Source organism: Acinetobacter calcoaceticus, assembly GCF_051947995.1.
GTDB lineage: Bacteria > Pseudomonadota > Gammaproteobacteria > Pseudomonadales > Moraxellaceae > Acinetobacter.
The window spans coordinates 136801-162661 of the sequence record NZ_JBLVVH010000001.1; the positions used below are offsets into that span (position 1 = coordinate 136801).

General features: G+C 43.3%; 25 protein-coding genes and 1 other RNA gene. 12 read left to right on the top strand and 14 right to left on the bottom strand.

From position 1 onward, the window contains the following. Positions 1-35: 35 nt before the first annotated feature. Positions 36-419: a DUF2237 family protein gene (locus ACNQO6_RS00720; protein ID WP_005229802.1), complete on the top strand. Its 384-nt coding sequence runs from the start codon at positions 36-38 to the stop codon at positions 417-419. Beyond that, positions 419-1012: a Maf family protein gene (locus ACNQO6_RS00725; RefSeq protein WP_150953538.1), complete on the top strand. Its 594-nt coding sequence runs from the start codon at positions 419-421 to the stop codon at positions 1010-1012. Before ACNQO6_RS00720 ends, ACNQO6_RS00725 begins: the two co-directional genes overlap by 1 nt. Before the next feature lie 42 nt (positions 1013-1054). Here ACNQO6_RS00725 and ACNQO6_RS00730 read toward each other — a convergent pair whose 3' ends face one another. Next, complete coding sequence (locus tag ACNQO6_RS00730) at positions 1055-2545, bottom strand: MFS transporter (RefSeq protein WP_440207810.1); 1491 nt, start codon at positions 2543-2545, stop codon at positions 1055-1057. A gap of 126 nt (positions 2546-2671) precedes the next feature. Between ACNQO6_RS00730 and ACNQO6_RS00735 the strand changes: the two genes are divergently transcribed. Both ACNQO6_RS00735 and ACNQO6_RS00740 read left to right on the top strand, forming a co-directional pair. Continuing rightward, positions 2672-3256 carry a TetR family transcriptional regulator gene (locus ACNQO6_RS00735; RefSeq protein WP_440207811.1) on the top strand — a complete coding sequence of 195 codons (585 nt, stop codon included), beginning with the start codon at positions 2672-2674 and terminating at the stop codon, positions 3254-3256. A 12-nt stretch (positions 3257-3268) separates the two neighbouring features. Further along, positions 3269-3787: a GNAT family N-acetyltransferase gene (locus tag ACNQO6_RS00740; protein ID WP_440207812.1), complete on the top strand. Its 519-nt coding sequence runs from the start codon at positions 3269-3271 to the stop codon at positions 3785-3787. Here ACNQO6_RS00740 and ACNQO6_RS00745 read toward each other — a convergent pair. From ACNQO6_RS00745 to ACNQO6_RS00755, 3 genes are all read right to left on the bottom strand, one after another. Further along, positions 3784-5037 (bottom strand): serine hydrolase domain-containing protein, encoded by a 1254-nt coding sequence (locus ACNQO6_RS00745; protein WP_440207813.1) that lies wholly within the window; start codon positions 5035-5037, stop codon positions 3784-3786. The two genes, ACNQO6_RS00740 and ACNQO6_RS00745, sit on opposite strands and share 4 nt — an antisense overlap. Positions 5038-5117: 80 nt before the next feature. Continuing rightward, positions 5118-5972 (bottom strand): MaoC family dehydratase, encoded by an 855-nt coding sequence (locus tag ACNQO6_RS00750; protein ID WP_440207814.1) that lies wholly within the window; start codon positions 5970-5972, stop codon positions 5118-5120. Between the two features lie 67 nt (positions 5973-6039). Continuing rightward, a complete protein-coding gene (locus ACNQO6_RS00755; RefSeq protein ID WP_005229792.1) occupies positions 6040-7431 on the bottom strand; it encodes a 3-oxoacyl-ACP reductase in 1392 nt (463 codons plus the stop codon). A gap of 223 nt (positions 7432-7654) precedes the next feature. Here ACNQO6_RS00755 and ACNQO6_RS00760 point away from each other — a divergent pair, with 223 nt between their 5' ends. Next, positions 7655-9190, top strand: a complete 1536-nt coding sequence (locus tag ACNQO6_RS00760; RefSeq protein ID WP_005229789.1) for an acetyl-CoA C-acetyltransferase — start codon at positions 7655-7657, stop codon at positions 9188-9190. An 83-nt stretch (positions 9191-9273) separates the two neighbouring features. On the opposite strand, the gene ACNQO6_RS00765 is transcribed toward ACNQO6_RS00760, so the two are convergent. From ACNQO6_RS00765 to ACNQO6_RS00785, 5 genes are all read right to left on the bottom strand, one after another. Beyond that, on the bottom strand, positions 9274-11781 hold the full coding sequence (locus ACNQO6_RS00765) for a tetratricopeptide repeat protein (protein ID WP_440207815.1): 2508 nt from the start codon (positions 11779-11781) through the stop codon (positions 9274-9276). A 123-nt stretch (positions 11782-11904) separates the two neighbouring features. Then, positions 11905-12258 (bottom strand): hypothetical protein, encoded by a 354-nt coding sequence (locus ACNQO6_RS00770; RefSeq protein WP_440207816.1) that lies wholly within the window; start codon positions 12256-12258, stop codon positions 11905-11907. A 117-nt stretch (positions 12259-12375) separates the two neighbouring features. Then, positions 12376-13164 (bottom strand): glutathione S-transferase N-terminal domain-containing protein, encoded by a 789-nt coding sequence (locus ACNQO6_RS00775; RefSeq protein ID WP_440207817.1) that lies wholly within the window; start codon positions 13162-13164, stop codon positions 12376-12378. Positions 13165-13176: 12 nt separating this feature from the next. Continuing rightward, entirely contained in the window at positions 13177-13689 is a 513-nt protein-coding gene (rraA, locus tag ACNQO6_RS00780; protein WP_440207818.1) for a ribonuclease E activity regulator RraA, read from the bottom strand. 12 nt (positions 13690-13701) lie between these two features. After that, on the bottom strand, positions 13702-14367 hold the full coding sequence (locus tag ACNQO6_RS00785; protein WP_440207819.1) for an NAD(P)H-binding protein: 666 nt from the start codon (positions 14365-14367) through the stop codon (positions 13702-13704). Between the two features lie 213 nt (positions 14368-14580). Here ACNQO6_RS00785 and rpsT point away from each other — a divergent pair, with 213 nt between their 5' ends. Beyond that, complete coding sequence (gene rpsT / locus ACNQO6_RS00790; RefSeq protein WP_004771687.1) at positions 14581-14847, top strand: 30S ribosomal protein S20; 267 nt, start codon at positions 14581-14583, stop codon at positions 14845-14847. Positions 14848-14894: 47 nt separating this feature from the next. Here the strand turns inward: rpsT and ACNQO6_RS00795 are convergent, their stop codons facing one another. After that, positions 14895-16163: a hypothetical protein gene (locus ACNQO6_RS00795; RefSeq protein WP_440207820.1), complete on the bottom strand. Its 1269-nt coding sequence runs from the start codon at positions 16161-16163 to the stop codon at positions 14895-14897. Between the two features lie 179 nt (positions 16164-16342). After that, positions 16343-19150: a M66 family metalloprotease gene (locus ACNQO6_RS00800; RefSeq protein ID WP_440207821.1), complete on the bottom strand. Its 2808-nt coding sequence runs from the start codon at positions 19148-19150 to the stop codon at positions 16343-16345. Positions 19151-19458: 308 nt separating this feature from the next. Between ACNQO6_RS00800 and ACNQO6_RS00805 the strand changes: the two genes are divergently transcribed. After that, positions 19459-19875, top strand: coding sequence for a hypothetical protein (locus ACNQO6_RS00805; protein WP_440207822.1), 417 nt, complete (start codon positions 19459-19461; stop codon positions 19873-19875). Positions 19876-20009: 134 nt separating this feature from the next. Here ACNQO6_RS00805 and ACNQO6_RS00810 read toward each other — a convergent pair whose 3' ends face one another. Both ACNQO6_RS00810 and ACNQO6_RS00815 read right to left on the bottom strand, forming a co-directional pair. After that, positions 20010-20744 (bottom strand): histidine phosphatase family protein, encoded by a 735-nt coding sequence (locus tag ACNQO6_RS00810; protein WP_440208059.1) that lies wholly within the window; start codon positions 20742-20744, stop codon positions 20010-20012. 51 nt (positions 20745-20795) lie between these two features. After that, complete coding sequence (locus ACNQO6_RS00815; protein ID WP_440207823.1) at positions 20796-21653, bottom strand: 3'(2'),5'-bisphosphate nucleotidase CysQ family protein; 858 nt, start codon at positions 21651-21653, stop codon at positions 20796-20798. Positions 21654-21664: 11 nt separating this feature from the next. On the opposite strand from ACNQO6_RS00815, the gene ACNQO6_RS00820 reads away from it, so the two are divergent. The 4 genes from ACNQO6_RS00820 (at position 21665) to ACNQO6_RS00835 (ending at position 24516) form a co-directional block, all read left to right on the top strand. Beyond that, the gene (locus tag ACNQO6_RS00820) at positions 21665-22369 is read left to right on the top strand and encodes an HAD-IA family hydrolase (protein ID WP_343581484.1); all 705 of its coding nucleotides are present in this window, start codon (positions 21665-21667) and stop codon (positions 22367-22369) included. Then, a complete protein-coding gene (locus ACNQO6_RS00825; protein WP_005229771.1) occupies positions 22353-22781 on the top strand; it encodes an RNA-binding S4 domain-containing protein in 429 nt (142 codons plus the stop codon). Before ACNQO6_RS00820 ends, ACNQO6_RS00825 begins: the two co-directional genes overlap by 17 nt. A 159-nt stretch (positions 22782-22940) precedes the next feature. Continuing rightward, entirely contained in the window at positions 22941-23987 is a 1047-nt protein-coding gene (recA, locus tag ACNQO6_RS00830) for a recombinase RecA (RefSeq protein ID WP_005229770.1), read from the top strand. A gap of 46 nt (positions 23988-24033) precedes the next feature. Beyond that, on the top strand, positions 24034-24516 hold the full coding sequence (locus tag ACNQO6_RS00835) for a regulatory protein RecX (RefSeq protein ID WP_343581483.1): 483 nt from the start codon (positions 24034-24036) through the stop codon (positions 24514-24516). Positions 24517-24526: 10 nt separating this feature from the next. Here the strand turns inward: ACNQO6_RS00835 and ffs are convergent. After that, positions 24527-24623, bottom strand: an RNA gene (gene ffs, locus ACNQO6_RS00840) — signal recognition particle sRNA small type. Between the two features lie 323 nt (positions 24624-24946). Between ffs and ACNQO6_RS00845 the strand changes: the two genes are divergently transcribed. After that, entirely contained in the window at positions 24947-25804 is an 858-nt protein-coding gene (locus ACNQO6_RS00845) for a YbgF trimerization domain-containing protein (RefSeq protein ID WP_440207824.1), read from the top strand. Positions 25805-25861 lie beyond the last annotated feature (57 nt).

Here is a 25861-nt window from a genome sequence, read left to right on the forward strand (position 1 = left end):
ATGATAATCAGCGTCACTCGATCTTTATTATTATTATGTCTATTCATCCAGATCCTAAAATTAATCGTTTAAATGTGCTTGGCGAACCTTTAGCCAGCTGTTGTTATGATCCCTTAACCGGATATTTCCGTAATGGTTTTTGTCATACCGCGGTCACCGACTCAGGCCAACACACCATGTGCGCGCAAATGACCTCTGAATTTCTGAATTTCTCACAAAAAGTCGGCAATGACCTGATCACACCATTACCAGAAGTCGGCTTTCCCGGGCTTAAACCGGGTGACTTCTGGTGTATCTGTGTCACGCGCTGGGTTGAAGCCTATCAGGCTGGGCATGCCCCACCGATCAAACTGAATGCATGTCACAATGCAGTTCTACACTATGTACCGCTCAATATTCTTGTGGAATATGCAGTGTAATGCGTCAATATGAACTAATTCTGGCATCCGGCAGCCAGACCCGTAAAGACCTCATGGATCGTTTAAGACTAGATTATCGCTGTATCTCTCCTGATATTGATGAATCTGCAACAGGTGAATTACATGCCGATGACTTGGCTAAACGTCTCGCTTTTGAGAAAGCAGCTGTGATTGCTGCGCAACATCCAGATGCGATTGTGATTGGTTCCGATCAGGTCGCTTGGCGTGAACATGCACCTTACGATTTCATTGGCAAGCCGCTAAGTGTTGAAAATGCCATTCAGCAATTACAGGCCAACTCGGGTCAAACTGTATTTTTCAGCACTGCGCTCAGTGTTCAACATGTACAGTCTGGCTTTGAAACGACACGGGTCGAACATTACCAAGTCAAATTCCGTCAGCTGACCTTGGCAGAAATTGAGCGCTATATTGAGATTGACCAACCCTTGCATTGTGCGGGCAGTTTTAAATGTGAAAGCTTGGGCATCAGCTTATTTGAAAGAATGGTGGGTGATGATCAAACCACCTTGATGGGCTTGCCAATGATTCAGTTGTGTAAAATTTTACGTCAGTTTGGGGTAAATACACCTTAAAAAAACACCCTGATCTAAATTACTTTAGATCAGGGTCAATGATTATTCCTCAACGACCTTGACACGCTTTGGTAAAGCAAACCAGATAAAGATCGACAAGATCAAGAATAATAAAGCTGCCACATTCAACACCGAACGATGCGATTGGCTAAAAGCCTGTTTTGCAGCTGCAATCACATGCTCAGCAATCACGGGCTGTAATTGCTTGGCAGCCTGAACTGCCTCACCAATCGAGCTACTCACCTGTTCAATAATACTAGACGGCACATCGGCTGGTACCACAATCGAGTTGGCATAGAACCATGACAACATCAATCCAAAAAAGGCAATGCCCAAACCTGCACCCAATTCATAGGCCATGCCTTCAATTGCCCCTGCTGCCGTGGCTTTACTTGGCGGCACTGACGACATAATGGCCGAGGTAGATGCCAGTAAAGCAATTTCTACACTGATTCCCAGCACAACCATCCAGCTCCAGACCTGCATCTTCGCCTGCATAAAGTCTGTATTGGCCAAGCCCCACAAACTGACAGCACTCATCAACATCCCCAGCGATGCCACCGAACGCAGTCCAAAACGGTTGACCAGCATACTGGCAATTGGACCACCCAGACTGATCGCCACCATAAACGGTAAAATGAATGCACCCGCAGCCAATGGCGAAAGCTGGTAAACAAATTGCAGTTCCTGTGAAATCAGCAATTCAAAACCGACCAGTGCCATCATGGAGACAATTGCCATCACCACACCCGTTGCAATCACCGGATGTTTAAATAATTGAATATCGATCATTGGCGAAGTTGAAGTGAGCTGTTTACGGATAAAGCCTACCAGCAAACTAAAGCCTACGGCGAATATCAACACTGACCAGATACTAAACCCATGCATCACGGTTTTAACAGCATAGATCATGCTCAGGATCGCAACCACCAGCACAATTGCCTGTAACAGATTAAGGTTCTGTTTTGGTTGCCCTGCCTGTTTTGGAATCACGAAAACCGTTAAAGCCAATACAGCCAGCATAATCGGCACATTAATCAGGAACACTGCGCCCCAATGGAAATGCTCTAATAAGAAACCACCGAGCAACGGACCAAAGGCAGCACCGCCCCCGCCGACCGTTGCCCAGATGCCAAGCGCAAAGTTACGTTGCTTTTCATCCAGGAAGGTATTACGAACTGCAGATAAAGTGGCAGGCAGAATCATGGCCGCACCTACGGCCAGTAAAGCCCGCGAACCAATCAAGGCATAAGCAGTCGAAGAGAATGCGGCTGCCAGTGATGCCAGACCGAATAAGATGCCGCCAATGATCATCAGGCGTTTAAAGCCAATTCGGTCACCCAAGGCACCCATGGGTAGAATCAGACCGGCCATGACCAGAGAATAGATATCAATAATCCACAGCAACTCATTTGCTGTTAAAGAAAGTGACTCACTCAACGTTGGTGTCGCCACGTGTAAAACGGTTGCATCGATCGATACTGGGAGATAGATCAATACAACGATTGCAAGAATTAACCACTTGCGTGACATAAATGCCTCTAAATTGGACAATTGTTCAAATTGATGTCATTATAACCAAAATTGAACACTTGTCCAACTTTTAAATTTGGAGTAGTGTGTTCCCGATTTATATCCTGGTAGAGGTGCGAATAAAGAATGGCTTATTTAAATCGCGAACAACGTCGTGAAATGATTCTACAGGCCGCCATGCAGGTCGCCTTAAACGAAGGTTTTTCTGCGATGACCGTACGCCGTATTGCCACCGAAGCCCAAACCTCGACAGGACAAGTCCATCATCATTTTGCCTCCAGCTCGCATTTAAAAGCCGAAGCATTTATCAAACTGATGCAACAACTGGACGAAATTGAAAATCAGGTCAGCACAGCCAACGCCTTACAACGTCTTTCCCTCCTGCTGGGTTGCGAAAATATTGAACAGATTCAGCCTTATTTAAGACTCTGGAATGAAGCTGAAGTGCTGATTGACCAAGATGAAGAAATTAAACGGGCCTACAATATCGCCATGCAGGACTGGCATCGCTCAATTGTCTGTATGATTAATGAAGGTCAAGCACAGGGCGAGTTTCATTTTGAGAGCAATAGCCATGACATTGCATGGCGGTTAATTGCGTTTGTCTGTGGTCTGGAAGGAATTTATAAATTAGGCCTGACTGGCTTAAATGAAGCTGATTTTAGACGCCATACCGAAGCCATGATTCAGGCAGAATTATTTGAAAACTAAAATGAGCAAACAATGAAACACCCTTTATTACAAAGCCAAAGACTTAATTTATTTACCTTTCAACTGGATGATCTTGCTGACATCTACCCATGCGTTACAACGACACTCACACGCTATATGAGCTGGGAGCCTGCATCCAGCTTTGCAGAACAGGAAAAAATTGCTCAGCAATGGCTAGAAAAAGAAGCCAACAATACAGACCGGCATTTTGTGTTACGTCATAAACAAGACCAGCGTTTTATTGGCCTGATCGGTGTGCATCGCATGCAGACGTCGACACCTGAACTGGGCTTATGGATTCGGGAAGATTGCCACCATCAAGGTTTTGCCAAAGAAGCGATTCTTGAGGTTTTTCGTTGGGCCTCTGCGCATCTATCCGCTCAATATTTTTTATATCCAGTAGCAGTCGATAATCAACCCAGTCGTAAACTGGCTGAATTTTTAGGTGGAACTGTTGCTGCATACAAGACTGAACGGAAATATGAGGCAGTGATTTATCACATTCCACCCTATCAAGGTGATACGAATTAGAACCAGCCTTTGCGTCCATTTAAAATTGCATCTGCACAGCGAAGCGTTTCCTGACTTAAGCCCCACAAACGATAATCCCCTGTTGCCGAAGTCACATTAAAATTATGGGTATAAGCAAAACTCAATTCACGATCAACATCACACCATGCCCCTGAACCATTAAAGCCAACATGACCGAAGCCCTGTGGCGCACGTTTGCCCATCGTTAAAATACGGTGATACCCCAAACGCCAATGCATTGGAATTGGCATCACCCGATCACGTGCTTTGCTTTGTAGCGTACTCAGTTGCTTAAATACTTCTGGACGAATGAATTGCTGCCCCTGCCATTGCCCTTGATTGGCCAGCATCGCATATACTTTAGCTAAACTATCTGCAGTAAATACACCATTGGCTGCCGGAATAACGGCTTGCAAGCCCTCATCACTATAAAAGCTAAAATGGCGCATCCCTTTTGGGATCATAGCATCCTGAAAATCCTGAGGGTTTTGCCCTGAAAGCTCCAATAACCGTTCGGATAAAGAGGCTTTACGTGGCTGATTATTTTTCTTGGTTTGAGGTTTAGTTGAGGTTGGCGCTTTGGGTTTTAACAATAAACGTGCAACACGATCTAGTTCTGAAGCAGGCGTTCCAAAATATGCCCCATCCAGTTCAAGCGCTTGTACCAGATAACGCTGCATTAACCAGTTTAATGGCTGCTTGGCTGCTTTCTCAATCACACCACCCAGAATCCAGCCATAGGTCAAAGGTTGATAGGCAAAACTTTGTCCTGCCGCAAAACGCGGTGTTGCCGCTGCAACCACATCCAGCATGTGCGACCAATCCAGCATTTCTGTGGCAGTATCAATCATATTGCGAATATCAAACAAACCGCTTTGATGCGATAAAACATGACGCAAAGTAATATTGGCTTTGCCATTTTGAGCGAATTCAGGCCAGTAATCTGCAATCGGCTGATCATAATCCAGCATGCCTTCACTCACCAGAATATGCGCAAGGGTTGCAAGAATGCCTTTACCCGTTGAGTAACACATCGCTAAAGTATCTGATTGCCAATCTTCTTCTTGAGATTTTTTACCCGTAAAAATATCAACAACTTTTTGACCTTGGAAATACACCACCAATGCCGCGCCGCCTTGCTGGCTTCGCGCATCTTGTAGACGGCTAAACTGGCTAGCCAAGTCAATAAAACGCTCATCAACACTGCCATGATAATGATGCGTATCGGCAAATAAAATTTCTTTAATCAAAGCTCAATTCCTTATGATATTTATGTTTTTATAATATCCCTGTTGCGCACAACAGGGAGCATTTTCAATTTTAAAAAATATTAAAGTGCTTTCACTGTACCTGCCACATGCGGCTTTTTAGATTTCACATTGCGGATCAAGAAATCTGTTTGCTTTGATTCAGCTGCGGTAAGGAACTCAACCGTTGAAGGTAAATACATTGGCAGTTTAAACCAGACATCTGCCTCATAAGCCGCAGGCAATTCGATACTTGCCAAAGCTTTTGCCTTGCTCCACATCCCATGTGCAATCGCCTGTTTAAAACCAAATGCTTTTGCAGTCACCGCATGGATATGAATCAGGTTAAAGTCACCCGAAATCAACGCATAACGGCGACCCGTATTTTCTGAAATATTCCATTCTGCTTGTGGTTGATAAGCGGGTTCTTGCGTATCTTTAGCCTTCTCACCTGCTTTTTTCTCAGTTTTCTGGCGTGATAAATAGGTGGTTAAACTTTCCATCACCACTTCACCGGCAACTTTCGCAGTGGTGATGAAATCAAATTGCAAACCCTTGTCGTGCGGTTTCAATTCACCAAATTTACAAGACAGCATAATTTGCTCATTCACGCCTATATTACGTATTTGCTTGATCTGGTTACGAATATGCACCAAACCCAAGATTGGAAACGGGAAAGCTTCACTGGTCATCATGTGCATTTGCAGGCTTTGCGACAAAACTGCCAGATAAATGGCCGGCACGACACCATCATTTTTAAAACCACAAATCTCGTTATAGCTTTCTAAATGTTTGCTATCAATTTTAAGGGTATCCACCACATACTCAACTTGTGGCAGAACCTTTTCACCTTTTGGCTTTTTGAAAATGAGACCTTGAATGACTTTTGGATAAGCTAAATAAGGTTTTGGCAACTGACTAAAATGACGTGTATTCATAATAAACCTTTCAATATTTTTTATAAAAAAGGGATGCACAAGCACCCCCTCTTCAAAACCCTAATGCTTAAGCACCTAACAAGCTTTGACCACAGACGCGTACCACGTTACCAGTCACACCTGTTGAACCAGTAGATGCATACCACGCAATTGCTTCAGCTACATCTACAGGTAAACCACCTTGGTTCATTGAGTTCATACGGCGACCAGCTTCACGAATCGCGAATGGAATCGCAGCAGTCATTTGCGTTTCAATGAAACCTGGTGCAACCGCATTGATAGTAATACCATTCTTTAATGTCGGCGCAGTAAATTTAACCAAACCAATTACACCTGCTTTCGACACAGCATAGTTAGTTTGACCAAGGTTACCTGCGATACCACTGATTGATGATACACAAACGATACGACCATTGGCATTTAAACCGTCATGAGATAGTAAGTAATCGTTAACACGCTCAATGGCAGACAAGTTAATATTGATGACAAGATCCCAAAGCTCAGGCTTCATATTTGCCAAAGTTTTGTCACGGGTAATCCCTGCATTGTGAACGATCACGTCTAAACCGCCTTGTTTTGCAGCAGCAGTCTTGATTTTTTCACCCGCATCCGCAGCCGTAATGTCGATTGCCAATACTGAGCCGCCAATTGAACCTGCCACACGTTCAAGATCCGCTTGTTGTTGTGGAACGTCTAAACAAATGACATGTGCACCATCACGCGCCAGGACATGTGCAATCGCTTCACCGATACCACGGCTTGCACCGGTAACCAATGCAGTTTTACCTGCAAGTGGTTTCGCCCAGTCTAAATCAGCCACATCAGCTTTAGATACACGGATCACTTGACCTGATACATAAGCAGAACGTGGTGAAATCAAGAAACGTAAAGTTGATTCAAGGTTCGCTTCTGCACCTTGGTCGACATAAACCACTTGAGCAGTAATGCCTTTTTTGAATTCTTTACCAACAGATTTGATGAAACCTTCAAGCGCACGTTGTGCAATCGCCTGTTTGACTGTTTTTGCAGTTTCAGGTGTGGTACCGATCACAATCACACGACCTGAACTTGAAATTTGACGAGCGATTGGATTGAAGAAGTTATACAACTCTTTTAACTGCTCCGAATCCTGAATGCCAGACGCATCAAATACAACCGCTTTAAATTTAGATTCTTTATCATCGGCATTCAATGGACGAAGATTTAAGCCGACTTTTGCAGCAGTCTGTTGTAACTCAACATTGTTACCAACATAGCTATCTGCATGAATATTGCTAAGAACTTGAGCAATCGCAGCAGAAACCGTACTTGATGGTGCTGCGCCAAGCAATACTGCCCCATTCACAACAGGTTGAGCACTTTCAAAACGATCTAGCGTAACTGGTGATGGTAGACCTAAATTTTTTACAACAAATTTACCTAAAGGTGATTGTGTAAATGCTTGGTACTGATCAGTCATGGTTATTATCTCTCATACAAATGAATTTGTTACAAACACATGAATCATGTTGGGATATGGCATGAAATCAATGTCTGATTGACTCATCACAAATCATACTTGAGTTCATGTCTGGATGTCTTGACCTGAATGTGGTCTCAAGCGTCATTCTAGTCAATACAGCAGTATTGAAAATATGGTATGTTTGTAGCAAGAATATCGCAATTATGCTTGGAAAAGCCTTATGAGCAAAACAACTCAAGAAAATCCAGCAGTCGACAATTCTGCTCAGGAGACTGTGTCAAATACATCAACAGCAGCTTCTACGAAACGTAAAACTGCGAGCACAACTCCAAAAGCAGCAACCACGACACCAAAAACAACGCGTGCCCGTTCTACAACACGTAGTGCAGGTGCTGCAAAAAGCGCTGCGTCTTCTACAACGACGAAAGCAGCGACTGCTAAAACAACCAAACCTTCTGTTCAACAGGATAAAACCATGAGCCAAAACACTGTGCGCCGTGTTGCCATTATCGGCGGTAACCGTATTCCTTTCGCTCGCTCTAACGGCGCTTATTTCACAGCTTCTAACATCGACATGTTTACAGCTGCGTTAAACGGTTTGGTTGAGCGCTTCAACCTGCAAGGTCAACGCTTAGGTGAAGTGGTTGCGGGCGCAGTATTAAAGCACAGCCGTGATTTCAACATGACACGTGAATGTGTTTTAAATACGCAACTTGCGCCAGAAACACCAGCATATGACATTCAACAAGCGTGTGGTACAGGTTTACAGGCCGCTTTCCTTGTCGCAAACAAAATTGCTTTAGGTCAAATCGAAGTGGGTATCGCAGGTGGTGTTGATACCACTTCTGATGCGCCAATTGCTTTCGGTGACGGCTTACGTAAAGCCCTGCTTGAGCTTAACATTGCGAAAACGGGTAAAGACCGCTTAAAAGCTTTAGCGAAAATCAACGTGAAAGACCTGATGGATGCGCCTAAAAATGGTGAACCACGTACCGGTTTATCAATGGGTGATCACCAAGCAATCACTGCACTTGAGTGGGGTATTCCACGTGAAGAACAAGATGCACTAGCTGCCTCTTCTCACCAAAAAATGGCAAAAGCATATGAAGAAGGTTTCTTCGATGACTTAATTACGCCATTCCTGGGTTTAAGCCGTGACAATAACTTACGTGCTGACTCAACTGCTGAAAAACTGGCAAAATTAAAACCAGTCTTTGGTAAAGGCGAAGCTGCAACCATGACAGCGGGTAACTCAACACCATTAACTGATGGTGCGTCATGTGTGCTTTTAGCGTCTGAAGAATGGGCGAAAGCCAATGGTCATGAAGTACTTGCTTACCTGACTTTCTCTGAAACTGCTGCGGTTGATTTCGTGGGCAAGAAAGAAGGCTTATTGATGGCACCTGCTTATGCAGTTCCACGTATGCTTGAGCGTGCTGGCCTTAAACTTCAAGATTTCGACTACTATGAAATCCACGAAGCATTTGCATCACAAGTGCTTTCTACTTTGAAAGCGTGGGAAGATGAAAAATTCTGTAAAGAGCGTTTAGGTTTAGACGCACCTTTAGGTTCAATTGATCGTAGCAAGCTGAATATTAAAGGTTCTTCTTTAGCTGCGGGTCACCCATTCGCTGCTACAGGTGGTCGTATCATCGCGACTGCTGCGAAAATCTTAAATCAAAAAGGTTCAGGTCGTATCCTTGTTTCGATCTGTGCTGCGGGTGGTCAAGGTGTGACCGCGATTATTGAAAAATAATTGCTCACCGACTGAAGCAAAAAAGCTGAATCCCTTGATTCAGCTTTTTTATTGCTCAGCGCTTTACTAGGCTTATGTCCTGCTTAATCAGATGCAGATTCATCAAGTTGTATATCATTGCTTTCGATATATTCCTGCCAATACTGATATTTTTCAGGATTTTTAAACTGTTCCGATTCAGCATAATAATGCAGTAACTGCTTCAATGCATAAGGATAATCAGCATACTGCAATGCTTTTTCAAAATATTGAATGGCCTTTTTAATATTCTGCTTAAACTGATGTCCTGCTTCATACATCAGTGCATAATAGATCGCCGTATATGCCTCGTCTTCATCACGCTTGATCAGCTTGGCAACTTGAGCATATGCCGCCTGTTGATAGTAGATATCAGCAAGCTGTTCTCCACTGAAATAAAACTGCTGCTCGGCACGTTGATAATATGTTGCGGCAAGCGCCAGATCCTGTTCAACGTCAATCCCGTCATAATAAAACCCTGCCAGATTTTTGCAGGCCTGGCCATTCCCCAATTGTGCACTCTTGTTAAAACATTCAATCGCCAACTGGACATCCTGCTCAATCCCGTGCCCGTTAAGATACATACACCCCAGATTGTTCCAGCCCCATGAATTGTCCAGTTGCACTGCTTGCCAGTAATAGTCCAGCGCGCGCGCATAATCTTGCTGCACACCTTCACCATTATTATAAATCAGGCCCAAGGCCACCATACTCTCACTATCCCCCTGATCCGCAGCAGCCTGATAATATTGTATGGCTTGCGCAATATCATGGTGCTCTTCAAAATATTGCGCCATTTTCAACAAGGTCTTGACCTTCAGCTGGCCAAAATAGCTATCGCCTTGGGCGGCCTTCCAGCGTGAATAGAACTGCTCGAAAAATCTTAAATCCTTGCCTTGGAAATTAAAGCGCCGCAGATAAAACTGAGCAATCTGATCAGGGTCAGCTTGTACCAGTTGACGCTGCGGGTTGATAAAAAATACATTTAGCGCTTTGAATAAAGTTAATAGTCCTTGTTCCGGGTCATAACGTTCAATTGCAGGCGCAATATAATCAAAACTTGTTGTTCCCAGCATGTTTTGTTTTGCATCGTAGTAATGGCTTCCCGCTGTTGTGATGCACTGGAACAAGCCGTGACTGACATGCTGGATACGCTTAAACTGATTGGCAAGCGGGATCAGCCATCGCTGTTGCTTGGCATCGAATAGACCATATTGCCCTGCATGTTCAAAAGGATAAATATCTTCGAGTTCATGCAGATATTCTCCCTCAATCAGCTTATCCATACCTTGCGGCAACAAAAAGCGATGGGTGTCGGTCTGATAGACAGACCATTGCTTGTCTTTGCAATAAGCAAAACTACGATAACCATAATCCGACCATGCTTTTAGCTGATCAATATCATCAATCAGTAACTCGCCATCTGGTTTTAATACACAAATCTTGCGCTGGAACTTATTCGGCTTGACCCATAAATAGCCATGACTGAGGGGTTGTAGCGAATCTTCAATATACTCCCCCAGATAGCTGCCGTTACTGAGGAAATAGCGTCTCTTTGCCGAGCCTTTTTGTGCACTGTAATACAGCTTAACCTGTTCACTTAAATAATCTATCTCAAAAGGATACTCCGATGATTCAGTAATCACAGCCTGATGCTGGAGATTGACCAGTTGATATACACCATCTTTAAACACATTAAAAACATCCGAGTAACGTAGCTGCTCTACCGCTTCATAGCAGGCTGGAATCATCCATTGACCATCTTCCACACAGATTAGACCTTCTAATTCCGGCTTTTCCTGTGGATGTACCACTGCATAATTTTTACCTTCCAGCTGAAAACTGTCATAGGCATCTGCAAACTGTGCTTCGAGCAAAATCTTCCCATAATGATTCAGATAACCATATTGTGCGTTGCGCTCAAATACGGCAATCCCCTCATCATTAAACGCCCAGATCTCGCTCATCTGCGGCGCAAGAACAACTTCTCCTTGACGATTTCTGAGTCCCCATAGGCCGTTTTCCTCAAAGCTTTCCGACGCATCCCGATAAAGTGATTCTTCCCAATAGCCCAGTCCCCATTGCACCCAGTCTGTCTGTAAGATATCCAGAAAATTGTCATAGCCAGTTCTGGTCAATACAGCATCTAGAACCGTTAGATCCCGCTGCTCCAGAGCCTGATCATACAAGGCTTTTTTCTCCAGGATGTCTTCAAGCCATTGCTGTGCCTGTAAACGATGACTGTCATCATTCATATTAAAGACATCAGTGGCATCCATTTCTAGCTGTTCATAAGGCAAGTGCTGTAACAGCTCGAACATGGTCTGCTGAGCCTCGATACAGCCCGCCTGTTCACTGAATTGATATTGTTCATTTAATAAATCGTAAAAACGTTGTAAATACTCAACACCACCTTGGCGGTCAAAGTACAGCAAATGCCCCTTACGGGAAGGTTGTGCAAAAAACAGCGGAAGTAACAACTGTGGAATTTCATATTTCCACTCACCTAGATAGCCCAAATCACTATGCTGTTTATCTTTATTAACATTGTATAAATAAATACGATGTGCCATGCATTTGTCTCTAGTTATTATCTTTATGAAAGTTCATACCCGAATATAGGGTAAGACTACACTTTTGTAGCCAGGCCTTATATGTGCTGGTTACTTGATGGAGGGTGTTCGACTTATACTGCTCTATCTGGCCCGTTTAAACTTCACATAATAATCATTTAAAACTTTAATCATTTGCTTGAGTTCTTTGAGATTTTCTTCATTATTTCCCAACCGCTCAACAAAACGTTGTGAATGAATTTCCAGATCAATTTTTTCATTAATTTGTGGTGCAATCCGGAACAGCTTTTCTAAATCATCAAATCGTTCTAATTTTCGGTTTGAGAAATATTCCAGACGAAAACCCAAATCATTCAGTACCACACCATTTAAAATTGGTCCCTGCTCAGCATCAAAAGACAAAGCGTGTTCTTTTAGAAATAGTTGCTCGGGTGTTTGTTTCGAACTTTTGAAGAGATTGCTAAATTGACTTAACATTTTGGGGTGATCATATGACTATTTTCAGGTCTATTAAACCGCTAAACCCATAATTGAAGCAACCGCCATCGCAGTTGATATAAAGAAAGCACCTGTTAAAAGATACTTTCTGAACAGTTATGCGCCATACTGCTTCTTTAAATATTCCATAATTTTGGCAGACTCAAACATTTTCACACCTGTATTTGGATCGACCAGATAAGGCACCTGAATATCGCGTCCCATGACCTCAACCACCTTTTCACGTTTGCCGTTCGGCAACGGAATATACTTACCGGGCTTTAGGCGCAATACAGCTGGCCCCATATCCTGCCAACGTTCTTTCGGTACATTATGCAAAATATAGGGCAGTTCTAACTCGGTCAGGACTTCACGCACCAAACGGGTATACGGGCTCGCCTCAAAACTCCACAGTTCCAATAACTGCGCTGGTGCTGGACGATCAACAATCTGCGGATCAATCCAGACGCCACGCGCTGCGTTAGCGACTGTTGCCAACGTAGACACATATGGAAGTTTTGGATAATGGCTATACTTTTTCGGTGTTTTCCCTGTTTTGCCATAGTGCTTAAACAGATAATGAATAATGGCTTGTGACTCATATAACTGGTCACCGGTATTTTCATCAATCAAAAAGGGAAACTGTTTTTTACCACCTTTGGCTTTGACGATCTGTCGATATTTTTGCCCACCTTTAGGACATGGATAAATTTCTACATCCAGATTCAGTAAGGTGATCACTTCACGGACACGACGGCAAAATGGTGAACCTTCAAACTCATACAGTTTTATTGCCTTTGCCGGCTGATTAGGAAATGGTGTGCCCATTGCCCCTCGTCCACCTTCAATTACACTGGCAACAACCGATTGTAAAACCTTGAGTTGGTGATTCACCCTATTCAACATCGCACTCTCCTTTTAGCAGTCGACTAATTTTTCTTTTGCAATCACAATGCCGTTATTATCTGCGTAGATATAATCGCCTGAGTTGATTGTTACACTACCAAAATACAAGCTAACATCGACTTCGCCTATGCCTTTACGATTACTTTTTTGCGGGATTGCAGCCAAGGCATGTACCCCCAAATCCAGTTCTGCAAGTGCATCCACATCACGGACACAGCCATAGATCACCACCCCGTTCCAGCGATGTTTCACTGCAGACTCGGCAATCATGTCTCCCATCAAGGCACAACGCATTGATGCACCGCCATCGACTACCAGTACTTTCCCTGTACCGTCGGTTGCCAAGAGTTCTTTCACACGTGAGTTATCTTCAAAACACTTTACAGTCACCACCTGACCGCCAAAGGTTTTACGCGCGCCATAGCTTTTAAAGAATTTACCATCTAAAGACGGGATGACCACTTGTAGCTCTTTTTCCGGGTTATCATCTAACAAATCACAGGTTACAAAAGGAATTGTCGTCACTGAAATTCTCCATTATTTGCTTTGTTGTATACTCAGGTTATCGTAGACTTTGAATGCGGCAGTCTGTGTTTGTGCTGCAACCCGCATAGTATGCGCCAATTGTTCTGCTGTAACAGGTTTAAGTTTAAACGGCCGAGTCCAGGTTTTTTCGACCAGTTTAAATGCTGTCTGTGCCAGATCTTCAAGCAGGCGAACTTCACTACGTTTGCCGATTAAAAGTGAGGGCTGGAAAATTGATAGCTTATAAATTGACAGGCTCTTCAGGTAATTTTCCAGTTCACCTTTGACTTTATTATAGAAAATCGGCGAATTTGCGTTCGCTCCCAACGCACTTACCAGCAATAAATGAATATTTTTATCCTGAATCAAATCAGCAAAATGCGCATTGATTTCATAATCAATCGCATAAAAAGCGTCTTTGGAACCCGCCTGTTTAATGGTGCTTCCCAAGCAACTAAAGGCATGGGTATAGGCACTGACATCTTCATCATTCAATAACAGGAAGTCTTCCAGAACCAGCTGGGTGACCTTGCTATAAGCGTTTAATGTTTCTGAACTTTTTCTAACAACTACGGTAATCGTGTCAAAATCTTCTGCTTGCTGCAGTTCATCCACTAACGCCTGACCGACCAGTCCTGTCGCACCAATTACAATTGCTTTTTTATCGCCTATTCTCATTTTTAATTCTTCCAAGCCATGACTAGGCTTAATGTAACGTTTTATTGGACGATTATCACCTGTTAAATGTACTTAAAAGTATCACAAGACTTGACTTCGGGGCTTAGTTTCCTCAAAATATGGCACTTGTTTACGGGCTGGTGAATGTTGCCAATGTTATTTTGGTTTTAACTTCAGCCCGCCCAGACCAACTTATTTTCAAGGAGTGCACGAGTGGCAAACTCTGCTCAAGCTAAAAAACGTGCTCGTCAAAACGTTAAAGCACGTAAACACAACGCAAGCTTGCGTTCTATGGTTCGTACTTACATCAAACGTACTGTAAATGCGATCGCTGCTGGTGATTATACTGTTGCTACAGAAGCTTACAAAAAAGCTGTTCCTGTAATCGACCGTATGGCTGATAAAGGCATCATCCACAAAAACAAAGCTGCTCGTCATAAGAGCCGCTTGAACGCTCAAGTTAAAGCATTAGCTAACTAATTTGATGCATATAAAAAAGCCCGAATTTTCGGGCTTTTTTATTGTCTTCAGTTTTTCAAATATGGCTGTAAACCTGTTCCCGCCTCTTTCACAAGCAGCATCAGTTTCTGACAGAACTTATAACTTTCCTCGAGCAACCCCAGATCACTCGCACGCGCATTGTGCTGAGTAAAAGACCGTTTATAAAACTGATAGCGCTCATTTAGATAATCATGATCCTGACTCAGTGCAATCATCATTAACTCAAATCGAAAATCCAGATCCACCATAAAGTCTTTAGGCATATCGCCATAGGCCCACGCTTGCAGCGCTTCCAGCTTCCCGTGCCCCAGATGCGTAAAGATAAAAGCAATATAAGCATCTAGCTGTTTAAAGAAATCCTGAATATTGGCCTTGCTTTCCCAACGTCCCGTTAATGCAAAACAAGGTTCTGGACTATATTCCCCATTAGCACGCCGATGCACATCCATCGAACGCAGCCTAAAAATCAACCGTTCAGATAACTGCTCCTGCAAGTGCTGAGGAATAAAACGATCGGTAAAATCCATTGCAAAAGACAGCATGGGACTAATGGTCAGTTTTCTCAGCACCATCTTCAATTGATAAAACACACCCAGCTGTTTCTGGGTCAATAAAAAACACCGGTAACCCGTATCCAGCGCCAGCTCCGGTCGACCAATATTCCCCCAGTTTGATATAAAATCATGCGCTACATTAAACACATCAAGCTTGAGATGCCGGGTATCTTCCTGCTGTTCAAACCATTGACCAATCAGTTGCTCTGCGGCGGCCATATTATGTGGCATCTCAAAATCACCTGTTTGCAACAGCGATTTCGCATCTTGTACAGGCTGAATTTGTTTTAACTCTAATGGCTCTAATAAATACGGTTGCAGCATATTTGATACGGCATTTTCAGGAGACTGCAATTCACCAATCGCCCACACATTATAATTCGGCTCATAAAATCCGACCCCGGTCTGCTGGACTGTTTCATAAAAAACCCGATACACCGCATCATTTTGAGCTTCTTGTATTAATGCATCCAGACGCACGCTGGCACCTATGCCCTGCGCAAATTGCAGCTTGATCTTTTGCAGCCACTGTTGAGTAGGTTCAGAAAAATAGTCTTGATATTGTGGATCACAAATTTTATTGGAAAATAACTCCAACCATGCCTGCAACGTTTTACCATGACTGGAAATATTGCAATATTGCTGATGCAATTCAAAAGCAACCTGTTGAGAATCATCTTCTGCGGGTACTTTGCCTGTAAAAATCTCAGGCTCCCATAAATAAATCGTGTTTGATAACATCTTTTTATCCAATTATGTGTCGGTTTTCTCTTTTTATTTTCCTATCATGACGAAAAAAGTCCGACTTTAAAAGATCAGTTTTTATTATTTTTTAACTTTTTAGGACATAGAATGCGTTATAAAAAATATGAAGCCCCGAAGCGCTTCATATTCTTGACCAATAAAACCCAGATTAAAGCTTATCGCGATGAAGGGCTGACGACTAAGGCCTTAGCGGCGATCGGCAAATTCTTGGCAGATAGTCCTGCAAGTAGCAAACTATGATTCATCACTGGAATACTCCATTTCTGATTGGCCCCATTGGTGCAGCGATAACGGATTAAACGTGCACGATTATTAGTTAGATACCCACCTTCCAGATCAAAACACTGATTTGACTGCTTTATTGCCTGCGCAACAGTATCCATCTCCCACACCTGACTATTTGCAGTACGACATGGCATCAGATTAATCACATTTCCAGCCGTAGTGGTTAGGCAGTGATCAATATATTGCTTGTTATGGATTTTGCCCAAGGCATCATAAACCCATTTTTCCGAATCATCCCCAACACAACCCGTCGGCCCACTAATAAAGGCATTGAGCTGTCCATTTGCCAATTTCTCGGCTTTTAAACAATTGGTTCTGTTTAATAAACTGGTACTTGATGCAAAATTCAAATCACCTTTAAGCTCTAACTTTTCAACAAAAGCACGGAACGCAGTTAATGCATCGGCATTTAAATTGGTCAAGTCTGAGCGATAGACATTGATCCAGCGATTTACACGATAAAGCTTAATTTGCTGCTGGGTATAACGCATCATTTCCGTTTGCGCATCTGAGGATAACTGATCCTTAAAGCTTCGATATGAATCAAACAGCAATCTAGCTTCAGGTGAGAGGTTCACAACCCGCTTATTCTTATTTTCGAGCAAAGCCTGTTCCAGCTGCGGTAACTCAATTGCTCTTAAAGCTGAATATTCGGCCTCTTTACCAATATCAACTGCTGGAGCTAAAGCAGGCGTATTAACAGGAATCGACATACTCGACAATAAAACTGCTGCCTGATTGGCCTTTTTACAATAAAGCTTGACCTGCTGTGGTGCCTCACTTTGTGCCAAATTAATATGAAACTTATTTGCATTACCATTCATGCGCTGCGGTGCCAAAGCAATATTTTGTGTTGCACTTACAAACTGCACATTGAGCCAGCAATTTGCGGTTGCAGCAGCTGGATTTACTTGCGGTAGCTCAAATACATTCCCCCAGTTTCCTTTTGCTGCCGGATAAATCAACCCAACTTGTGCCTCTGGATCATACCCCCCTAAAATCGTATACACAGGCACACCAAACATTCTTGGTTTTAGATAGTTACCATCGGCACGGTTATACCAGACATTACTTGAATTTGGCGTTTTAGGCTGTGCAACCTCCATCATACGGGTACTGGCATTCCACTTTTTATAACCGGTTGGCGAACTCGCATCCCATACATAACGATCAAAAGCAGGCTGAATTTTTAGGTAGGTGCTATAACCGGTGTAATGGGTATATCTGGAAATACTACTGGCCGTTGCGCCGCCCGACATCGCATCCCAACCATAGGCATATTTATTCAGGAAGTTCGGTACGCCATTGGTACCATCGCCTAGATTGCTATTGGTCCAGTTAAGATTGCCACGCATTTTGTTTCTAAAGGCGATATACCCCCAGCCACTGTCCGCATGGTGCGCAGCCCAGAACATATTCGTCCCCTCAGCGCCAGGATAATGTCCAAGCCCATAGTGATGTCCGATCTCGTGGCTAAACTCATTGCCCACAGAATCAATTAAGGTCAACATACCATTACCGCCACTTAGGCCATGCGTTGCCTCACCATTGCTATATTTCCCGCGTGCATAATGCGCCACCACGCTTTGAGTCAGCTGGGGTTGCTCCTGACTGGCCATTGACGCACTGGTGACGCCCCAGTTGGCGAGATTAATGCCGACACCGAAAGTGGACTTGGCGGTATTTTCACGCATATCACCGCTATATACATCCCCTGTTGTGGCACTGGCTGTGTCATAAATAACACCGCTTGCAACCATGACCCTATCGAGTTTTAAATCATCATATTTTGCAACGATCATACGCGCCGCTGGAATGGTCTGGAAATAATCAGTGCCTGCTTTGGCTGGCTCAAGCAGCATATAATGCCCTGTTGATTTCGGCGGATCGGTTAATAAGCCTAAACGAATATTCTGTAGCACCAACTCACCGGGTGCGGCCAGATCAATCTTGTCTGCTGTTAAATCACCACTACGATTATTCAGTGGATCAATCACCCGAAGATGCAGACCTGCGCGGATTTCATGCCATTTCAATGCGACAGTCCATGCCCGCGTTGAATAACTGACAGGCGGGCGCGCATCCGTATTGGATTGATCCGAAGCTGCAATTCTTGAGGGTTCTTTCAATTTAACCGTTCGAAGCAGTTGATTATCCCGATAAATTTCGACATTTAATGTCTGCAGATCACCCATTTCCGCCAATGGTGTCACCAGTAACAACGCATCTTTTTCCGCAGTTAAGCGTGGCATTGAATTTTTTTCATTCTGGTTAGGATTGACCACATGGCTTTGTGCAAATTGCAACATTGCAGCAAATCCGCCATTTAAATCATTGCGTAATATTCTTGGCAGTCCGAGTTTATCGTAATCATAAAAGCCCAAAACCGCTTCATCGATCATATCCTTATTAGGTTCAGGATACTTTTCCATAACAGGAGGTATCGATGGCGTATCTGTTGTCGTACCACCACCTTGATTCGGTGTCTCAGGTGTCCCATCGCCTGGCAACTCACTGCTTCCATCGTCTGGCACCAGACTGCCACCTCCAGCCGTTGTATTATCATTCTTCGGTGGCTCAGTATGATGTGTTGTACTGCTGTCATCTGATCCACCACCGCAAGCCACCAGCATCATGGACAGCAAACAGGCCGTTAAATGTTTAAGTTGTAATTGCATCACATTTCCCCAAGAAAAACTTGTCAGATTATCGTTAATGATAAATTCTGTTAATTAATTAAAATTAATATAAATCATATATTTATAATATTAACAACTTAATCTACTTAATGCGAAGTTAATTTTTCCCATTCAACATCGCCCACTTAATTTATTGTAATTTTAAAATAATAAACGCGGGTATAGCATCACGATCAGACCAATGCCCAACTACATTTCTACAACTTAAACGCTCTACTTTATGAAAATAAAATTAATTTAAATTGAAGTGTATATAAATAATTAGATAACACATGCTGGAGAGCATCATGAATAAAATCTGGAAAGTCATTATTCCCACCACATTTGCTTTATCTTGTAGCCTTTCCTTTGCAGCAACATGCAATAGCACCATTGATAACAATACGCTCAGTGATCTTACTATTCCAGCTGGCGCCACTTGTACCGTGAATAACGCCTCCATTGAAGGCGATGTAAATATTCAAAAAGATGCCAGCCTGATTCTAAACAGTTCATCCGTTCAGGGCAGCATACAAGCGAATCAAGCCAAAGCTGTTCGCTTAATCAACTCAAGTGTGAGTGGTGATGTACATGCAGCGCAGACCACAACCATGATTCACTTGGAAAAATCGGTTATTTCTGGGGATCTGCAGTGCTCTGCATCTACTAGACTAAAAACCAATCTAAGCAGTATTGAAGGACAAAAAACCGGTAAATGCCGCTAACGCTATTGAGTTATTCAGATTGCCAGCTCCTGTCGAGCTTCTGGATTCAGCGTTTTACCAAGAAAGTTAGATAGATATTAAGAAGTGAAGCGCCTTACCGCTTTTTTTTCACGCCAGATTGTATGTGACCGACCTTATTTCGGATTTAAAAACTGTTTGATATTCAAAACATTTTTCTCGCCACGCCAAATCCATTTTAACTGGCTCTCGGCAAAATCATCGCCTTCGAACCAGACAAACAAACCTTCCATCATCGCAGGCCAATCTGTTTGCTCAATCTGGTTTTTGCCGGAAATAACGGCAATGATAGCCGCAAGAATCGTGTCATGACTTACCGCTAGACTTAGGCTATTTTGTTGGGTGGGATGAGTATGGTAAAGCAGTTCCAAGACATCAAATACGCCCGTAATCGGGTGTTTCATCCCTGGCAGTGCATTATTCACAAAACTGTTAATAAAGCCCAAAGCGCCCTGCTTACGGAAATAGGGCGCCGCCTGTTGAATGTCCAGCACAAAGCTTCCTGGTTCAACCAGTAAACGCTGTTCCACAATTTCAATACGATGGGTATTCACTGCTTTGCGGGTCTGGTCCGCCCCTTCGATCATTAAGGCTGCGGTATCGACACAACGTTGAATTGGACTTGAAATACAATGCTGAATGGCCCGATCGCTATGTTGGCTTAAATATTCTCCCCAAGCATAGGCCAGATCACGCCCAGGCTCTGTCAATTGCAGATCATAACCCGCCAAGCCCTGCCCATCCACCAACTCGCGCAAGGAGTGTCGGGTAAACAAGGTGACAGGGGTTGAAGCATCAGGTAATAAATCAATTGCTTCGAACATACTTTTCGGCAATAAATGCAGGGCCATATTCATACACAAATTCGGATTTAACCCACTATAGCATGAGTGGAATGACTCTCAATCCAAAATGCCAGAAAGTGCCAGAGCCTCATAAGCAATTTTTTTGCAATGCTGATCTCGAAATGCGATAAAACCGCCATTTAAAACCGTTTCACGCTGATTATATAAAAAAGGCTTTTGATCCAGCGTCATCAGACCACCACCAATGCTTTCCAGTAAAGCCTGCCCTGAACTGGTATCCCATTCCGAGGTGGGATGAAAGCGAGGATAAATATCAATTTCACCTTCCAGCATCATACAAAATTTATAGGCGCTGCCCGCTTCGCGGCGCTCAATAGCGCGATGTTGCAAGATCGGTTGCATAAAGTTTTTATACTTCGGATTTTTGCTGTTATGGCTTAGGCCAATTTGCAGGGGTACTGAGAAGTCATGTTCTTCAATCTGGTACTGAAACCATTCTTGTCGACTAAAACTATATTTATAAGGCAATTGTGAGGTATAGCCGATATACATCACCTGCTCACATGGCACGGCAATGATCGCAAATGTAGTCCGGTCATCCTCAATCAGACTCAGATTAATGGTGAATTCATCACGCTCATGGATAAATTCCTTGGTGCCATCTAAAGGGTCCAGCATCCAGCAGCGTTGCCAAGCAGACCGCGCCGAATAATCACTCTCTTCCGACAATACCGGCAGTTGCGGCGTGACTGTCGCTAAATGCTTCATTAAAAAATGATTCACTTTCAGATCCGCCTGCGTTACCGGAGAATCATCACTCTTTTCCTGAATATTAAACTCGCACCCGGCACAATAACTTTGGTATTCTTCCAGCAATAGTTGACTAGCCTGCGCCATGATCGGAACAAGTTGTGAAATTAACTGATCTTGTGGGGCAAGCGTTTTAATAAACATAGACCAACCTTATGTCATATTCAGATTTACAGCAGCAGCCGATTGCCATGTTCGACATGGATGGCACTTTACTCGATTTAGCATTTGACGACTTTATCTGGAATCACTGTTTGCCTGAGCGACATGCTCAAGTGCATCAATGCAGCCTGGAACAAAGTCAGCAAACACTCTTTCAGTTTTACCAACAACATAAGCATACACTATCTTGGTACTCTTCGGCGTTCTGGACGGCTAAAGTCGGAGTCGATGTCCTGCAACTTCAATACCAACATCGCCAGAAAATTGGCCCACGTGCTGGCTGCCATCAATTGTTACAGCAACTCAAAGCCGAAGGTTATCGTTGCTGGTTACTGACCAATGCCGATCGTGCAGGCCTGCAATTGAAGCTTGAAAATGTCGAACTTCGCCCTTATTTTGAAGTAATGATCAGTAGTGAAGAACTCGGGCACGCCAAAGAAGAAACCGCTTTTTGGCAAAAACTACAGCAATTGCATCCCTTTGATCCGGCTCAGGCCGTCTTTATTGACGATACCGTTGCCGTGCTCAAAAGCGCAGAAGATTTCGGTATTCGCCAACTCTTTAGCATTTTACAGCCATCAAGCAGCAAAGCTGCCAGAGCTGTAACCGAATTACCGTATCCTGCACTTGATCACTTAACTGAACTTTTTGATTATCTTGAACCCAACCTACAGGTAACAGATGCCAAGACAGCATGAACCAGAAAGCATGGATGCCATGCGTATTGATAAATGGCTATGGGCTGCACGTTTTTTTAAAACACGTTCAATTGCCAAAGCTGCGATAGAGGGCGGTAAAGTCCACCATAATAATGATCGTGTCAAAGTCTCTAGAGACGTGCGTATTGGTATGGAACTGACCATCCAGCAAGGTTTCGAGAAAAAGACCGTAGTGGTGAAAGCCCTTTCAGCGGTACGTGGTGGTGCGCCAGCTGCACAACTGCTTTATGAAGAAACAGCTGAAAGTATTGCACGTCGGGAGTTGCATGCATCACAACGAAAAATGCATAATCTAGCCCGACCAGATCATCGACCAAGCAAAAAAGATCGTCGTGATATCAATCGTTTTAAGCAGGAAAATGTACAGTCATGGTCTTATCATGATGAATAAAATTTTCTAATTTTGGGTGCGTCATCTTGTGTCGCATAGACAGAGATCAGATGTAGAATAAACAACGAGAATCTGCCACTATACTCAAGTCCCAACAAGTTGAGATTCAATACATCCACTTGGGTTAGTCGTTAAGAAATAAAGTTTTGAGGTTTTGAGATGGATGATAATAAAAGCAAGGCGTTACAAGCTGCGTTAAGCCAGATTGAAAAACAATTTGGTAAAAATACAGTCATGCGCCTAGGTGATAACACTGTACAGGCAGTTGAAGCTGTTTCTACAGGTTCTTTAACACTGGATATCGCATTAGGGATTGGCGGATTACCTAAAGGCCGTATCATCGAGATTTACGGCCCTGAGTCATCAGGTAAAACGACCATGACGTTGCAAGCCATTGCGCAATGTCAGAAAAATGGCGGTACGTGTGCATTTATCGATGCAGAACACGCATTAGATCCAGAATACGCACGTAAGCTGGGTGTCGATATTGATAACCTATTGGTCTCTCAACCCGATCACGGTGAACAAGCGCTTGAAATCGCAGATATGCTGGTACGTTCAGGGGCAATTGACCTGATCGTTGTCGACTCTGTCGCTGCGTTAACTCCTAAAGCCGAAATTGAAGGCGAAATGGGTGATTCACACATGGGTCTACAAGCACGTTTAATGAGTCAGGCATTACGTAAAATCACAGGTAATGCAAAGCGTTCTAACTGTATGGTGATCTTCATTAACCAGATCCGTATGAAGATTGGTGTGATGTTTGGTAGCCCAGAAACCACCACTGGCGGTAACGCACTTAAATTCTATGCATCTGTGCGTTTAGATATCCGTCGTATTGGTGCAGTAAAAGAAGGCGATGAGATTACCGGTAACGAAACTCGCGTTAAAGTCGTCAAAAATAAAATGGCACCTCCTTTTAAAGAAGCAGTGTTCCAGATTATGTACGGTAAAGGTACCAATCAGCTAGGTGAAGTGGTTGATCTTGCGGTTCAGCAAGATATCGTACAAAAAGCAGGCGCATGGTATTCCTACCAAGGCAACAAAATTGGCCAAGGTAAAAACAATGTGATTCGTCATTTTGAAGAGAATCCAGCCATGGCGCAAGAGATTGAAAAACAGATTCGTGAGCAACTTCTGACTAAAACCAATGTTGAAGCTGCACAAACCGAAGATGAAGAAGAACCAGACTTTTTAGAAAGTTAAGCTAAAACGCCCTTCGGGGCGTTTTTCTTTCATGAGGAAATCGATTTTGTTTAATAGTGAAAAAACAGAAAAACCTAAAACCCTGACCGGAACACGACTACGCTCTTATGCCTTTGCCCTGCTCACACGTCGCGACTATTCACAGGCGGAACTGATTGCCAAACTCAATCAATATGCGATCAATCCAGAAGAAGTCGAGAAGCTGGTAGAGGAGCTTGCGCAGAATAATTATCAAAGTGACCAGCGTGTGGCCGAGCTGACTTTGGCAAGTCAGTTAAGAAAAGGAAAAGGGCTACAACGCATCAAGCAGGCGCTTAAAGCCAAACAGCTGGATGCAGAACTGATTACAGAAGAATTGCAAGAAGTGGACTGGCTTGATCAGGCCTATCAACTGAAACTAAAGAAATTTGGCAAAGAAGTCGCAACTGATCCGAAAATCAAGGCAAGACAAATCCGGTTTTTACAATACCGTGGCTTTGATATGGGTGTGATTATGAAAGCGATTGCTCGAACGAGCGAAGAAGAATAACTGGTGGCAGCCCTACCAGCATGACTTCGGCACATCATAGTTCTACTACCGTTGCTACCTTCCGGTCCTGGCGGGGTTCGTAGAGTACAATTGCGAAGCTACCAGCAGGGCTACCATTGCCTGACAAAGTATAGAGATTTTTGCCTGAGTTGCAAGACTTGTCTCTGTTTTTCAGTGAGTTTTTAGCTCAACTGCCTAATTCATCATCAACCAGTCCGTATTTGTTATCTTTTTACTTTCGATCTGTGCAAACATTCAACAGGAACAGATTAATTTCTTCAAAAGTGCTTGAAGATTGTAAATGCTTATTGCATTTAAATGAGTTGCTGTTTTAATGGCTAAATCAAAAATCTATATCTGGTGTGTTGCAAGTAAACAGTGAAGACTTGTTCGACCACAGCTTTGTATTTCAACTTATGGATGAATTTTTATGCTAAAAAAGCATTCCGTACTTTTTATTGCCCTGCTCAGTAGTGCACATTTATATGCCAACGTCCCTATTGAATCGCGTGCTTTAAGCCAGCAACAAGCCAGTAATGTGGTTGCCGGTACGCCGAGTCTGAACTGGGAAATCATGCAAAAGAACCAGAAGCTTGAAGAGGAAATCCGCAAGTTGCGTGGTCAGCTTGAAGAACATGACAATGCCATCGAGCAATTAAAAAAAGAATTGACCAATCGCTATACCGATCTGGACCAGCGTTTAGAACTACTTTCACAAAAAATTGATCCACCTGAAGACAATCCTGAAGCACAAGATGCCTCTGCTACAACAGCATCAACCAATGCAGATACCAGTGCTCCTGCGATCGTTCCTGCTGCACCAGTACCACAACAAACCACCCCTGCAACCCAGCAAGCTCCAGCAACTCAACCACAAACCAATACTGCGGCAGCCAGCAATACAACCAATGATCAAATCGAGTTAGAAAAAGCAGCTTATACCGTTGCACTTGATGCTTATAAACAAGGCGGCGCAAAAAAAGCGATTCAGCCAATGCAAAACTTTATTAAAAACCACCCCAACGGTATTTATATTGGAAATGCATACTTCTGGCTAGCCGAGTTTTATCTCGCAGTTGATCCCGTTGATTATAAATCTGCAAAGCAAAACTATAATATTGTTGCCACACGCTACCCGAACTCGGCAAGAGCATCACGTGCCGTGTATCAGCTTTACAGCATTGCCAAAGAAGTCGATAAAAATACAGCCTTAGCCAGTCAGTATAAGAGCAAGCTGTTAAGCCAATACCCTCAATCTGAGGAAGCAAAATTTATTCAGAAAAAATAAGTGTTCTTCTCTCAATAAAAAAGCCAGTTGATATCAACTGGCTTTTTTATGCTGGGA